13 protein-coding genes are annotated in these 14,033 nt (G+C 56.0%); 7 read left to right on the plus strand and 6 right to left on the minus strand.

What is annotated here, in order from left to right; genetic code table 11:
* Positions 1-2: 2 nt before the first annotated feature.
* Positions 3-881, minus strand: coding sequence for a 4-hydroxy-tetrahydrodipicolinate synthase (gene dapA, locus GNG27_RS16850; RefSeq protein ID WP_156264330.1), 879 nt, complete (start codon positions 879-881; stop codon positions 3-5).
* A gap of 145 nt (positions 882-1,026) precedes the next feature.
* Here dapA and GNG27_RS16855 point away from each other — a divergent pair, with 145 nt between their 5' ends.
* Positions 1,027-1,596 carry a glycine cleavage system transcriptional repressor gene (locus tag GNG27_RS16855; RefSeq protein ID WP_032613050.1) on the plus strand — a complete coding sequence of 190 codons (570 nt, stop codon included), beginning with the start codon at positions 1,027-1,029 and terminating at the stop codon, positions 1,594-1,596.
* On the plus strand, positions 1,596-2,066 hold the full coding sequence (gene bcp, locus GNG27_RS16860; protein ID WP_142486666.1) for a thioredoxin-dependent thiol peroxidase: 471 nt from the start codon (positions 1,596-1,598) through the stop codon (positions 2,064-2,066). The genes GNG27_RS16855 and bcp overlap by 1 nt, the downstream gene beginning before the upstream one ends.
* An 86-nt stretch (positions 2,067-2,152) precedes the next feature.
* Here bcp and GNG27_RS16865 read toward each other — a convergent pair whose 3' ends face one another.
* Complete coding sequence (locus GNG27_RS16865) at positions 2,153-3,214, minus strand: AI-2E family transporter (protein ID WP_156264331.1); 1,062 nt, start codon at positions 3,212-3,214, stop codon at positions 2,153-2,155.
* Positions 3,215-3,436: 222 nt separating this feature from the next.
* On the opposite strand from GNG27_RS16865, the gene bepA reads away from it, so the two are divergent.
* Both bepA and arsC read left to right on the plus strand, forming a co-directional pair.
* On the plus strand, positions 3,437-4,900 hold the full coding sequence (bepA, locus tag GNG27_RS16870; RefSeq protein ID WP_142486667.1) for a beta-barrel assembly-enhancing protease: 1,464 nt from the start codon (positions 3,437-3,439) through the stop codon (positions 4,898-4,900).
* A gap of 11 nt (positions 4,901-4,911) precedes the next feature.
* On the plus strand, positions 4,912-5,271 hold the full coding sequence (gene arsC / locus GNG27_RS16875) for an arsenate reductase (glutaredoxin) (protein WP_156264332.1): 360 nt from the start codon (positions 4,912-4,914) through the stop codon (positions 5,269-5,271).
* Positions 5,272-5,306: 35 nt separating this feature from the next.
* Here arsC and GNG27_RS16880 read toward each other — a convergent pair whose 3' ends face one another.
* The 4 genes from GNG27_RS16880 to GNG27_RS16895 form a co-directional block, all read right to left on the minus strand.
* Entirely contained in the window at positions 5,307-6,008 is a 702-nt protein-coding gene (locus GNG27_RS16880; protein ID WP_221888536.1) for a DnaA inactivator Hda, read from the minus strand.
* Positions 6,009-6,103: 95 nt separating this feature from the next.
* Positions 6,104-7,393: a uracil permease gene (gene uraA / locus GNG27_RS16885; protein ID WP_142486670.1), complete on the minus strand. Its 1,290-nt coding sequence runs from the start codon at positions 7,391-7,393 to the stop codon at positions 6,104-6,106.
* 87 nt (positions 7,394-7,480) lie between these two features.
* Positions 7,481-8,107 (minus strand): uracil phosphoribosyltransferase, encoded by a 627-nt coding sequence (gene upp / locus GNG27_RS16890; protein WP_032613066.1) that lies wholly within the window; start codon positions 8,105-8,107, stop codon positions 7,481-7,483.
* 247 nt (positions 8,108-8,354) lie between these two features.
* Positions 8,355-9,785: a 6-phospho-beta-glucosidase gene (locus GNG27_RS16895; protein WP_156264333.1), complete on the minus strand. Its 1,431-nt coding sequence runs from the start codon at positions 9,783-9,785 to the stop codon at positions 8,355-8,357.
* 279 nt (positions 9,786-10,064) lie between these two features.
* Between GNG27_RS16895 and purM the strand changes: the two genes are divergently transcribed.
* The 3 genes from purM (at position 10,065) to ppk1 (ending at position 14,032) form a co-directional block, all read left to right on the plus strand.
* The gene (gene purM, locus GNG27_RS16900) at positions 10,065-11,102 is read left to right on the plus strand and encodes a phosphoribosylformylglycinamidine cyclo-ligase (RefSeq protein WP_106994629.1); all 1,038 of its coding nucleotides are present in this window, start codon (positions 10,065-10,067) and stop codon (positions 11,100-11,102) included.
* Positions 11,099-11,740, plus strand: a complete 642-nt coding sequence (gene purN, locus GNG27_RS16905) for a phosphoribosylglycinamide formyltransferase (RefSeq protein ID WP_156264334.1) — start codon at positions 11,099-11,101, stop codon at positions 11,738-11,740. The genes purM and purN overlap by 4 nt, the downstream gene beginning before the upstream one ends.
* A gap of 231 nt (positions 11,741-11,971) precedes the next feature.
* Positions 11,972-14,032, plus strand: a complete 2,061-nt coding sequence (gene ppk1 / locus GNG27_RS16910) for a polyphosphate kinase 1 (protein WP_142486673.1) — start codon at positions 11,972-11,974, stop codon at positions 14,030-14,032.
* The last annotated feature ends 1 nt before the right edge of the window (position 14,033 follow it).

Raw genomic sequence — 14,033 nt, forward strand, 5'->3', positions numbered from 1 at the left:
CTTTACAGCAGACCGGCATGCTTCAGCGCGCTGGTGACCGTTTCGCGACCGTGGTCGGTAATCGGGGTCATCGGCAGACGCAGCGTATCGGTCGCTACAAGTCCCAACTCCTTACATGCCCATTTCACTGGGATCGGATTGGGTTCGACAAATAATTTGTTGTGCAGCGGCATCAGACGCTGGTTAATCACGCGCGCTTCCTGGTAGTGACCGGCAGCTGCCAGTTTACACATTTCAGCCATATCGCGGGCTGCAACGTTGGAGGTCACGGAAATTACGCCGTGGCCGCCGAGCTGCATGAAGTCCAGCGAGGTCGCATCATCACCGCTCAGCAGAATAAAGTCGTCTGAAACCAGCTCTTTGATCTCATGAACACGGCTTAAGTTCCCGGTCGCCTCTTTAATACCGATAATATTTTTTACTTTCGCGAGGCGGCCAACCGTTTCTGGCAGCATATCGCAGCCAGTGCGCGACGGCACATTATACAGGATTTGTGGCAAGTCAGTATGTTCAGCGATGGCTTTGAAATGCTGGAACAGACCTTCCTGGGTCGGACGGTTGTAGTACGGCGTTACCGTCAGGCAACCCACTACGCCGCTATCGTTAAAACGCTGGGTCAGACTGATGGCTTCCGCGGTCGCATTGGCGCCCGTACCAGCGATAACCGGGATACGCCCGTCAGCCAGTTCGAGGGTCATCATGACCACTTCACCATGCTCTTCATGGCTCAGCGTAGCAGATTCACCGGTAGTCCCTACCGAAACAATCGCCGAGGTTCCGCTGGCGACATGATAATCAATCAGTTTCTTCAGGCTTGACCGGCAGACATTACCTTTCTCATCCATCGGTGTAACAAGCGCGACAATACTTCCCGTGAACATGGGCCATCCTCTGTGCGTACAAGAGTCTCAATGGTACGTTTGGTGCTGTAATAAAAGCAAGGGACATGAGGCCTCCAGGTTATTGTATGCCGGTTTTTTTTATGCTTTCCTTAGAAAGACTAAACCACGCAAAGGAAGAACAGGTTTGACAACCTCATCACAACATTACCTGGTTATCACTGCGCTGGGTGCCGACAGGCCGGGGATCGTGAATACCATCACCCGCCACGTCAGTAGCTGCGGCTGCAACATTGAAGACAGCCGCCTGGCGATGCTCGGAGAAGAGTTCACCTTCATCATGCTGCTTTCCGGTTCGTGGAATGCGATCACCTTAATTGAATCGACCCTGCCGTTAAAAGGCGCAGAGCTGGATCTGCTGATCGTGATGAAGCGCACCACCGCGCGCCCGCAGCCGGCCCTGCCGGCAACCGTCTGGGTTCAGGTGGAAGTGACTGACTCCCCGCACTTAATCGAACGCTTTACCGCCCTGTTTGATAGCCATCAGATGAACATTGCCGAACTGGTCTCCCGTACCCAGCCGGGTGAAGGCGACACCATCCCTAAACTGTTCATCCAGATCACCGCGCACAGCCCGGCCTCTCAGGATGCGTCAAATATCGAGCAAGCGTTCAAAGCCCTCTGTACAGAATTAAATGCGCAAGGCAGTATAAACGTCGTCAATTATTCCCAGCATGAACAAGACGGAGTTGAGTAATGAATCCACTGAAAGCCGGTGACATCGCACCGAAATTTAGCTTGCCCGATCAAGACGGTGAGCAAGTAAATTTAACCGACTTCCAGGGACAGCGTGTTCTGGTCTATTTCTACCCGAAAGCCATGACGCCAGGCTGTACCGTACAAGCGTGCGGTCTACGCGATAACATGGACGAGTTGAAAAACGCAGGTGTAGAAGTGCTGGGTATCAGTACCGATAAGCCTGAAAAGCTGTCTCGTTTTGCCGAAAAAGAGCTGCTCAACTTCACGTTGCTCTCCGACGAAGACCATCAGGTCTGCAGCGAGTTTGGCATCTGGGGTGAAAAAACCTTTATGGGCAAAACCTACGACGGTATCCACCGCATCAGTTTCCTGATCGATGCCGAAGGTAAGGTTGAACACGTGTTTGACGACTTCAAAACCAGCAATCACCACGACGTGGTATTGAACTGGGTGAAAGAGAACGCCTGATTCGGCTTGCCGCCCGGCGGCGCTACGCTTGCACGGGCCTACAGGATTTGTAGGCCGGGTAAGCGAAGCGCCACCCGGCGAAAACATTACTCCTCAACCGCCGGCACATCCGGCCAGGCATGCACCACCGCTTTAATCAGCGTGGCCAGCGGGATGGCAAAGAACACGCCCCAGAATCCCCATAATCCGCCAAAAATCACCACCGACAGAATAATGACGATGGGATGCAGGTTCACCGCTTCCGAAAACAGCACCGGCACCAGCAGGTTACCGTCCAGCCCCTGAATAATCAGATAGACGACGAAACAGCTCCAGAACTCGGTGCCCAGACCAAACTGGAACAGTGCCACGCACACCACCGGAATGGTGACCACAAAGGCCCCGATGTAGGGGATCAGCACCGAGAAGCCCACCAGGACCGCCAGCAGCAGCGAATAGTTCAGGCCGAAGATAAAGAAGCCAATCCAGGTGGCGACCCCGACGACGATCATCTCCAGCACTTTGCCACGGATATAGTTGGTGATCTGCTGGTTCATCTCCTTCCACACCTGCCCTGCCAGGCCACGGTTACGCGGCAGCACGCGGCGCACCGCGTTCAGCATCTGCTCTTTGTCCTTGACCAGGAAGAAGACCATCAGCGGCACCAGCACCAGATAAACCGCCAGCGTCAGCAGACCCACCAGCGATGCGAGGGAGAATTTCACCACCGTGTCCCCCATCGTCATGATGCGGGTACGCATGTTTTCCGCCATCGCATCAATAATGCCCGCATCCATCAGGGCCGGATAACGGCGCGGCAGGGTAGCGGCAAAATCAGAGAGCTTGCTGAGCATGCCGGGCATGTCGCGAATCAGGTAGATCCCCTGCTGCCAGGCGATCGGCAGCACCACAAAGGACATCACCAGCAGGATACCGACAAAAAAGACCAGCACGATGATGCTGGCCCAGCGGCGGGAGCAGCCGATACTTTCCAGCCGCACCGTCGGCCACTCCAGCAGATAGGCGAGCACAATCGCCACCAGCAGCGGGGCCAGCAGCCCGCTAAAGAAGAAAAGGATGCCAAAACCGGCAACCAGAATAACCAGCAAAGCAATGGCCTCGGGATCGCTAAAGCGTCGGCGGTACCACTGCATTAATAACTCGAGCATGCAACCCTTCCCTGAAGATGATGGCTGGACGTAAAGGGTGAATTGTATCGGAGAGTCAATGAAAAGACTTTCGCTTTTTCTTGCTCTGTCACAAAACGCAAAAGCCTGAAAAGAGGGATTTTCTTATCGCCCTGACGCGGCTACACTCGCAGAGCAGCCGCAGATGAACGATATGCGGGTTCTTCGGTCAAATTAGCACACTCACCAGACAGGACAGAGGTTATGTTCAGGCAGTTGAAAAAAACGTTGGTTGCGACGCTCATCGCTGCGCTGACCGCCGGCCAGATGATGCCCGCGTTCGCTGACTCTGCAGAATCATTGCCGGACATGGGCACCTCGGCAGGCAGCACGCTCTCCATTGGTCAGGAGATGCAAATGGGCGACTATTATGTGCGCCAGCTGCGCGGCAGTGCGCCGCTGATTAACGATCCGCTGCTGGTGCAGTACATCAATTCCCTGGGGATGCGTCTTGTCTCCCATGCAGATTCGGTGAAGACCCCTTTCCACTTCTTTTTAATCAATAACGATGAGATCAACGCCTTCGCCTTCTTCGGCGGCAATGTGGTGTTGCACTCGGCGTTATTCCGCTATGCCGATAACGAAAGCCAGCTTGCCTCGGTGATGGCGCACGAGATTTCTCACGTCACCCAGCGACATCTGGCGCGGGCAATGGAAGATCAGAAGCGCAGCGCCCCGCTGACCTGGGTGGGCGCACTGGGCTCCATTCTGCTGGCAATGGCCAGCCCGCAGGCGGGGATGGCGGCGCTGACCGGTACGCTGGCGGGCACGCGCCAGGGGATGATCAGCTTTACCCAGCAAAATGAACAGGAAGCGGACCGCATCGGGATTCAGGTACTGCAACGCTCCGGGTTCGACCCGCAGGCGATGCCGAACTTCCTCGAAAAGTTACTCGACCGGGCGCGCTACTCTTCGCGTCCGCCGGAAATTCTGCTGACTCACCCCCTGCCGGAAAGCCGCCTCTCGGATGCCCGCAACCGCGCCAACCAGATGCGTCCGGTGGTGGTGCAGTCCTCGGAAGATTTCTATATGGCGAAGGTCAGAACCCTCGGCATGTACAATTCCGGGCGCAACCAGCTGACCAACGATCTGCTGGACGCGCTGGCCAAAGGCAACGTGCGTGAACAGCGTGCGGCCCAGTATGGCCGGGCTTTACAGGCGATGGAGGCCAGCAACTATGATGAGGCCCGTAAAAATCTGCAGCCGCTGCTGACCGCAGAGGCGAACAATGCCTGGTATCTCGATCTGGCCACCGACATCGATTTAGGCCAGAAAAAAGGCCAGGATGCGATCAACCGTCTGAAAGGTGCCCGGGAATTGCGCACCAATCCGGTTCTGCAACTCAACCTGGCGAATGCTTACTTACAAAGTGGACAGCCGCAGGAGGCCGCCCCCATTCTCAACCGCTACACCTTTAATAATAAAGATGATCCTAACGGCTGGGATCTGCTGGCCCAGGTAGAAGCCGCGCTTGGCCATCGCGATCAGGAGCTAGCGGCCCGCGCCGAAGGCTATGCCCTGGCCGGACGCCTGGACCAGGCCATCTCCCTGCTGAGCAGCGCCAGCTCGCAGGTGAAACTCGGTAGCCTGCAGCAGGCCCGTTACGATGCCCGCATCGATCAGCTGCGCCAGCTGCAGCAGCGCTACCGCCCGTATGAAAAGATGTAAAAGGAGAAAAGATGTCTGACGCGGTTACGATCTACCATAACCCTCGCTGCTCAAAGAGCCGCGAAACCCTGACCCTGCTGAAAACCAACGGCGTTGAGCCGCAGGTGGTGCTCTATCTGGATACGCCGCCGGATGCGGACACCGTTCGCACGCTGTTAGGCCAGCTGGGAATGGCCAGCGCCAGAGAGTTAATGCGCCAGAAAGAGGAGCTTTACAAAGAATTGGGCCTGGCTGACAGCGCGCTCGGTGAAGACGCGTTAATTCAGGCGATGGTGGATAATCCGAAACTGATCGAGCGCCCGATTGTGGTGGCAAACGGCAAAGCGCGTATTGGCCGTCCGCCTGAACAGGTGCTGGAGATTGTGAAGTAAGCATGAAGTGGCCCGGTAGTCTGCCTGTGCCGGGCCTAAAGATTAAGAATATCTTTTACAAAGGGAATGGTGAGTTTCCGCTGGGCGGTGATGGATGCCCGATCCAGCTGATCGAGAGTCATAAACAGCGTGCGCATCTCGCGATCCAGCCGCTTTAACAGAAAGCGCCCCACGTCTTCCGGCAGTTCAAACCCCCGCAACCGCGCCCGCAGCTGCAAAGCCTGGAGTTTATCTTCATCGGAAAGCGGCTGTAACTTGTAGATTTGTCCCCAGTCGAGACGTGAAGCCAGATCGGCAAGCCCCAGATTCAGCTGGCGCGGTGGACGATCGCCGGTGATCAGCAGCCGGGTTTTACCGGACTCCAGAATGCGGTTATAGAGATCAAAAATCGCCATTTCCCACAGCTCATCCCCCGCCACGCATTCGATATTGTCGATGCAGACCAACGACAGCTGTTCCATCCCATCGAGTACTTCCGGCACAAACCAGGTGCGCTTGTCCAGCGGCACATAGCCGACCGCATCCCCGCGCAGTGAGAGTTCGGCGCAGGCAGCATGGAGCAGATGGCTACGCCCCGCGCCCTCGCGTGACCAGATGTAGATGTAACCGCTGTGCTCCTGGCGCAACACGTTTTGCAGTGCAGCCAGTAAAGAGGGGTTATCACCCGGCCAGAAACTCGCGAAAGTTTCGTCATCGGGAAGATAGAGTGGCAAAGAGAGCTGTGCCGGTGCGTTCAGAAATACCTCAACCAGGTCTTACTCAGAATCGGCCCAGAGTTTAACACGGAACAAGCGGGGAGAGAACCGGGCGGATCGACCGCCCGGTTGGACGATCAATGCGAGATTTTTTCGCTCTCTTCGGCGTCCAGCACAACTTCTTCCGGACGCAGGACAGAGATCAGTTTGAAGATCAGCGCCAGGCCGATACCAACGATGGTCGCCAGCGCCATGCCTTTCAGCTCTGCTGCGCCAATATGAACTTTGGCGCCGCTGACGCCGATAATCAGGATCACCGAGGTCAGGATCAGGTTCTGCGCTTTGCTGTAATCGACTTTTGATTCGATCAGGACGCGGATACCGGAAGCACCGATCACCCCGTACAGCAGCAGCGAAACGCCGCCCATCACCGGCACCGGGATGATCTGGATGGCTGCCGCCAGTTTACCGACGCAGGAGAGCAGGATAGCGATAATCGCTGCGCCGCCGATAACCCAGGTACTGTAAACGCGGGTAATCGCCATCACGCCGATGTTCTCACCGTAGGTGGTGTTTGGCGTGGAGCCAAAGAAACCGGAGATAATGGTCGAGAAGCCGTTAGCAAACATCGAGCGGTGCAGACCCGGGTCACGAATCAGGTCGCGCTTGACGATGTTCGCGGTGACGACCAGATGGCCGACGTGCTCGGCAATCACCACCAGTGCCGCAGGCAGAATGGTGAAAATCGCAAACCACTCAAAGCGCGGGGTATAGAAGGTTGGCAGGGCAAACCAGTGGGCCTGCGCGATCGGGGTAGTATCGACAACGCCCATCGCGAAGGAGAGCGCATAGCCCGCCAGCACGCCAATCAGGATCGGGATAATTGCCATAAAGCCACGGAACAGCACGGAGCCAAAGACCGTCACGCCCAGCGTTACCAGCGAGATGATAATGGTTTTGGTATCCGGCGACTGGCCGTCGGCTGGCAGCAGGCCCGCCATGTTCGCCGCAACACCGGCTAACTCAAGACCGATAACGGCAACGATTGCGCCCATTGCCGCAGGCGGGAACATCACATCCAGCCAGCCGGTACCCGCTTTCTTCACAATGAAGGCCACCAGGCAGAACAGCACGCCGCACATAATAAAACCGCCCAGCGCCACTTCGTAGCCTAACGGCAGCAGCAGCAGTACCGGGGAGATAAAGGCAAAGCTTGAGCCCAGATAGGCCGGGATTTTACCTTTACAGATGAAAAGGTACAGCAGCGTCCCGATACCGTTAAACAGCAGCACGGTGGCCGGGTTAATGTGGAACAGGATTGGCACCAGCACGGTTGCGCCAAACATCGCAAACAGGTGCTGCAAACTAAGCGGGATAGTCTGTAAAAGCGGCGGTCTTTCACTCACCCCGATAGCACGGCGCGTCATAGTGTTTTCCTCTGAGTATTATTGGTTGTGTGTGTTTTATTCAAAAAAAAGCCGACTATCAAAGTCGGCTTCTTTATCGTTATGCGATTACTTAGTACCAAAAATCTTATCGCCGGCATCGCCGAGGCCCGGGATGATATACCCGTGCTCGTTCAGACCCTGATCGACAGAGGCGGTGTACAGCTCAACGTCCGGGTGCGCTTTTTCCAGCGCGGCGATGCCTTCCGGCGCGGCAACCAGTACCAGCACCTTGATGCTGCTGCAGCCGGCATTTTTCAGCAGGTCGATAGTGGCGATCATCGAACCACCGGTCGCCAGCATCGGGTCAACGACCAGCGCCATACGCTCGTCGATGTTGGACACCAGCTTCTGGAAGTACGGTACTGGCTCCAGAGTTTCTTCGTTACGGTAGATGCCGACCACGCTGATACGCGCGCTCGGGACGTGCTCCAGCACGCCTTCCATCATGCCCAGACCCGCACGCAGGATTGGCACAACGGTAATTTTTTTACCTTTGATCTGCTCAACCTGTACCGGGCCGTTCCAGCCTTCAATGGTGACAGTTTCAGTTTCCAGATCGGAGGTTGCTTCATAGGTCAGTAAGCTGCCAACTTCAGAGGCAAGTTCACGAAAGCGCTTAGTGCTGATGTCATGCTCACGCATCAGGCCCAGCTTGTGTTTAACGAGTGGGTGTTTCACTTCCACAATCTTCATTCTCTTTCTCCTTCGGGTGGCAGCCACAAAAAAAATCGCCGGATTATACCGCTTTTTTCGAACAGCGCCATACCCATCTTGCTTGACCGGGATCAACCAAAGTGAATAACAGACCGTTACAGATTATAAAACAGACAAATAAATCTGGAGGGGGAGCGGCGGATTTTGTGCCCGGCGGCGCTGCGCTTGCACGGGCCTACGATTTTGTAGGCCGGGTAAGGCGAAGCCGCCACCCGGCAATAAGAAATTAAAGCGACTCGCCGTTACTGGCGATCACCTTCTGATACCAGGCGAACGACTTTTTCTTGCTGCGATTCAGCGTACCGTTGCCTTCGTTATCTTTATCAACATAGATAAAGCCATAGCGTTTTTTCATTTCGCCGGTGCCGGCAGAGACCAGATCGATACAACCCCATGGGGTGTAGCCCATCAGATCCACGCCGTCTTCCACCACCGCTTTCTTCATCTCACGGATATGGGCGCTGAGATAGTCAATGCGGTACTGGTCGTTCACCGTGCCGTCGCTCTCCTGCACGTCGATGGCGCCAAAACCGTTCTCAACAATAAACAGCGGCAGCTGATAGTGATCCCAGAACCAGTTCAGGGAGTAGCGCAGCCCAACGGGGTCAATCTGCCAGCCCCAGTCCGATTTCTGCACATACGGGTTGGAGACCAGGCTTTTGCTTTCGTCGTAATCCAGCTGCGGATTATCCGCCGTCGCTTTGGTGGCAAACGACATGTAGTAGCTGAAGCCGATGTAATCCACACAGCCCTGTTTCAGCGCCGCTTTATCCTCTTCGGTGATATCAAGATCAAAACCGCGACGGGCGAAGTAGTTCAGCAGGTGCTGCGGATAGGTGCCGCGGACGTGTACGTCGGTGAACCAGTAGCGGCGATGCATGGCGTTCATCGCCATCATCATGTCGTCCGGGGCGCAGGTCAGCGGGTAGATCGGGCACATGGCAATCATGCAGCCGATTCGCAGGGACGGATTAATATCACGCCCGGCTTTTACCGCCAGAGCACTGGCTACCAGCTCGTAGTGCGCCGCCTGGAACATCACCGGCTCGCGATCTTCGCCCGGCTGATATTTCAGGCCGGAGTTGGTGAACGGGGCGAAATCTTCGTGGAAGTTGGCCTGGTTGTTGATCTCGTTGAAGGTCATCCAGTACTTCACTTTGTGCTGATAACGCTTAAACACCACGCTGGCAAAGCGCACAAAGAAGTCGATCAGTTTGCGGTTACGCCACCCGCCGTATTCGCTCACCAGGTGATAAGGCATTTCGAAGTGCGAGAGGGTAATAACCGGCTCGATGCCGTGCTTCAGGCACTCGTCAAACAGATCGTCGTAAAACTGCAGGCCCGCTTCGTTGGGCTGCGGTTCGTCGCCTTTGGGGAAAATCCGCGTCCAGGCTATCGAGGTACGGAAGCATTTAAAGCCCATTTCCGCGAACAGCTGGATATCTTCTTTGTACCGGTGATAGAAATCGATGGCTTCATGGTTGGGGTAATTTTTGCCCGGAAGCACGCCGTCGGTGATTTCGCGCGGAACGCCGTGTGCGCCTGCGGTCATTACGTCTGCGACGCTCGGGCCCTTCCCGCCCTCCTGCCAGCCGCCTTCAAGTTGATGCGCCGCCACCGCGCCGCCCCACAGAAAACCCTCTTTGAATCCTGACATGCGATATCCCTCATTCAGCGTTAATTATCGGCAAAAAAGAGTACAGAAACCGGTTTCAGTGAAATGATGTGCATTCAGCGAAGGGGTTGCAAGAATAAGAATGTACCCGGTTTCATTTTCGTGAACGGGTTCAAGTTTGTGCGCCAGAGTGCGATTTTCTCTGGATTTTCAGAGGCGCTTTTTTCTGTTGCAGAATGGGCTCGCAAACGTTTGCCTGGACTGTTAGAATTGCGCCGATTTTTCTTACTATCGCAATGCAATCGCGTGGGGACTTGAGCCGTGACCAACAAAACTTCTCTCAGCTACAAAGATGCCGGTGTGGATATTGACGCAGGTAATGCGCTGGTTGACCGTATCAAAGGGGTAGTTAAAAAAACCCGCCGCCCGGAAGTCATGGGTGGGCTGGGAGGATTCGGCGCCCTGTGCGCGCTGCCGCAAAAATACCGTGAACCGGTTCTGGTCTCGGGCACCGACGGCGTGGGCACCAAGCTGCGTCTGGCAATGGATCTGAAACGCCACGACACCATCGGTGTTGACCTGGTCGCCATGTGCGTTAACGACCTGGTGGTTCAGGGCGCTGAGCCGCTGTTCTTCCTCGACTACTACGCGACCGGCAAGCTGGACGTCGACACCGCAGCCAGCGTGATCAGCGGTATCGCGGAAGGCTGCCTGCAGTCGGGCTGTGCGCTGGTCGGCGGTGAAACCGCTGAAATGCCGGGGATGTATCACGGCGAAGATTACGACGTCGCTGGCTTCTGCGTGGGCGTTGTCGAAAAATCAGAGATCATTGACGGCAGCAAAGTGACCGACGGCGACGTGCTGATTGCACTGGGTTCCAGCGGTCCGCACTCCAACGGTTATTCACTGGTGCGTAAAATTGTCGAAGTGAGCGGCTGTGACCCGCTGACGACCGAGCTGGAAGGCAAACCGCTGGCCGATCACCTGCTCGAACCGACCCGCATCTATGTGAAATCCATTCTGGAACTGATCGAGAACGTGGACGTTCACGCTATCGCCCACCTGACCGGTGGCGGCTTCTGGGAAAACATTCCGCGCGTGCTGCCGGACAACACCCAGGCCGTGATCGACGAGTCATCCTGGCAGTGGCCGGCGGTGTTCAACTGGCTGCAGGATGCCGGTAACGTCAGCGATCACGAAATGTATCGCACCTTCAACTGCGGCGTAGGGATGCTGATCGCCCTGCCGGCCAGCGAAGTGGACAATGCCCTGGCGCTGCTGCAGGCGAAAGGTGAAAACGCGTGGAAAATCGGTATCATCAAAGCGTCTGATTCCGAACAGCGTGTGGTCATTGAATGAAAAACATAGTGGTGCTCATTTCCGGTAACGGAAGTAATTTGCAGGCTATCATCGATGCCTGCAAACAGAAGAAAATCAACGGCACCCTCCGCGCAGTATTCAGTAACAAGGCCGACGCTTTCGGCCTTGAGCGTGCCCGCGAGGCGGGCATTGCCGCCCATGCGCTCAGCGCCTCCCAGTTTGCCAGCCGCGAGGCCTTTGACCGCGAGCTGGTGCAGGAGATCGACGCCTACGCCCCGGATGTGGTGGTGCTGGCGGGCTATATGCGGATCCTCAGCCCGGCGTTTGTGGCGCACTATGCCGGACGTCTGCTGAACATCCACCCTTCCCTGCTGCCAAAATATCCCGGCCTGAATACCCACCGTCAGGTGCTGGATAACTGCGACGAGGAGCACGGCACCTCGGTCCATTTCGTCACCGACGAACTGGATGGCGGCCCGGTGATCCTGCAGGCGAAAGTGCCGGTGTTTGCAGGCGACAGCGAAGATGACGTCACCGCCCGGGTTCAGGCTCAGGAGCATGCCATCTACCCGCTGGTGGTGAGCTGGTTTGTTGATGGCCGTCTGGAAATGCGCGACGGCGCCGCCTGGCTGGACGGCGCGCCGTTACCTCCGCAAGGACATGCAGCGGAGGAGTAGTTTTTTGCCCGGCGGCGCTACTCTTGCACGGGCCTACGGTACGTAGGTCGGGTAAGCGATAGCGCCACCCGACAGCCGTTGCACCATCGCTTCAACCCTCTATTATCCCTCAAGAATAAATTTAACTGTCATACTTTTCTGACACAGTTGGACATATAGTGGAAATGCTCGCCATAATAAAGGCGAGACGGATTTACCACGTCCTGTGATTGAACTGGAGTGTGAGTAGTAATGGGTCAGGAAAAGTTATACATCGAGAAAGAGCTAAGCTGGTTAGCATTCAACGAGCGCGTGCTTCAGGAAGCGGCGGATAAAAGTAACCCGCTGATTGAGCGCATGCGTTTTCTGGGGATTTACTCCAATAACCTGGACGAGTTCTATAAAGTTCGCTTTGCTGAACTGAAGCGTCGAATCATCATTAGCGAAGAGCAGGGTTTAAACTCGAATTCGCGTCATCTGCTGGGCAAGATCCAGTCCCGGGTCCTGAAAGCCGATCAGGAATTTGACAGCCTGTATAACGAACTGCTGCTGGAGATGGCGCGCAACCAAATCTTCCTGATCAACGAGCGACAGCTCTCGGTCAACCAGCAGAGCTGGCTGCGCCACTATTTCAAACAGTATCTGCGCCAGCACATCACCCCTATTCTGATTAACCGTGAAACCGATCTGGTGCAGTTCCTGAAGGACGACTACACCTATCTGGCGGTGGAGATTATCCGCGGCGACAGCATTCGCTATGCGCTGCTGGAGATCCCGTCCGACAAGGTGCCGCGCTTCGTCAACCTGCCGCCGGAAACGCCGCGCCGTCGCAAGCCGATGATCCTGCTGGATAACATCCTGCGCTACTGCCTGGACGACATCTTCAAGGGCTTCTTCGATTACGATGCCCTGAACGCCTATTCGATGAAGATGACCCGTGACGCCGAGTACGACCTGGTGCACGAGATGGAGGCCAGCCTGATGGAGCTGATGTCCTCCAGCCTTAAGCAGCGTCTGACCGCCGAGCCGGTGCGCTTTGTCTATCAGCGCGATATGCCGGACGCGATGGTCGAGATGCTGCGTGAAAAGCTGACCATCTCCCGCTACGACTCCATCGTGCCGGGCGGTCGCTATCACAACTTCAAAGACTTTATCGGCTTCCCGAACGTCGGCAAGGCCAACCTGGTGAACAAGCCGCTGCCGCGTCTGCGCCATATCTGGTTCGATAAGTTCCGCAACGGCTTCGACGCAATCCGCGAGCGCGACGTCCTGCTCTACTATCCGTACCACACCTTTGAGCACGTGCTGGAGCTGATGCGTCAGGCGTCGTTCGACCCTAACGTGCTGGCGATCAAAATCAACATCTACCGCGTGGCGAAAGACTCCCGCATTATCGATGCGATGATCCATGCCGCCCATAACGGCAAGAAAGTGACCGTGGTGGTAGAGCTGCAGGCGCGTTTCGACGAAGAGGCGAACATCCACTGGGCCCGCCGTCTGACCGAGGCGGGCGTACACGTGATCTTCTCGGCCCCGGGGCTGAAGATCCACGCCAAGCTGTTCCTCATCTCCCGTAAAGAGGGTGATGACGTGGTGCGTTATGCCCATATCGGCACCGGCAACTTCAACGAGAAGACCGCGCGAATTTACACCGACTACTCGCTGCTCACCGCCGATGCGCGCATCACCAACGAGGTGCGCCGGGTATTCAACTTCATTGAGAACCCGTACCGTCCGGTCAGCTTCGACTATCTGCTGGTGTCGCCGCAGAACTCCCGTCGCCTGCTGTATGACATGATCGACCGTGAGATCGCTAATGCGCAGAAAGGCCTGCCTTCCGGCATTACGCTGAAGCTCAACAACCTGGTCGATAAAGGGCTGGTGGATCGCCTGTATGCCGCCTCCGGCTCAGGCGTTCCGGTCAATCTGCTGATCCGCGGCATGTGCTCCCTGATCCCCGAGCTTGAGGGTATCAGCGAAAATATTCGCGTCATCAGCATCGTGGACCGTTACCTCGAGCACGATCGCACCTATATTTTTGAGAACGGTGGCGATAAACAGGTCTACCTCTCTTCCGCCGACTGGATGACGCGCAACATCGACTATCGCATCGAGGTAGCGACGCCGCTGCTCGATCCGCGGCTTAAGCAACAAGTACTTGATATTATTGACTTACTGTTAAACGATACCGTAAAAGCACGCTATATCGATAAAGAACTGAGTAACCGCTATGTGCCGCGCGGCAATCGCCGTAAGGTGCGGTCACAGCTGGCGATTTACGACTATATCAAATCACTCGAGCAACCCGATTAAC

The organism is Leclercia sp. 119287, from assembly GCF_009734485.1.
Lineage (GTDB): Bacteria > Pseudomonadota > Gammaproteobacteria > Enterobacterales > Enterobacteriaceae > Enterobacter > Enterobacter adecarboxylatus_C.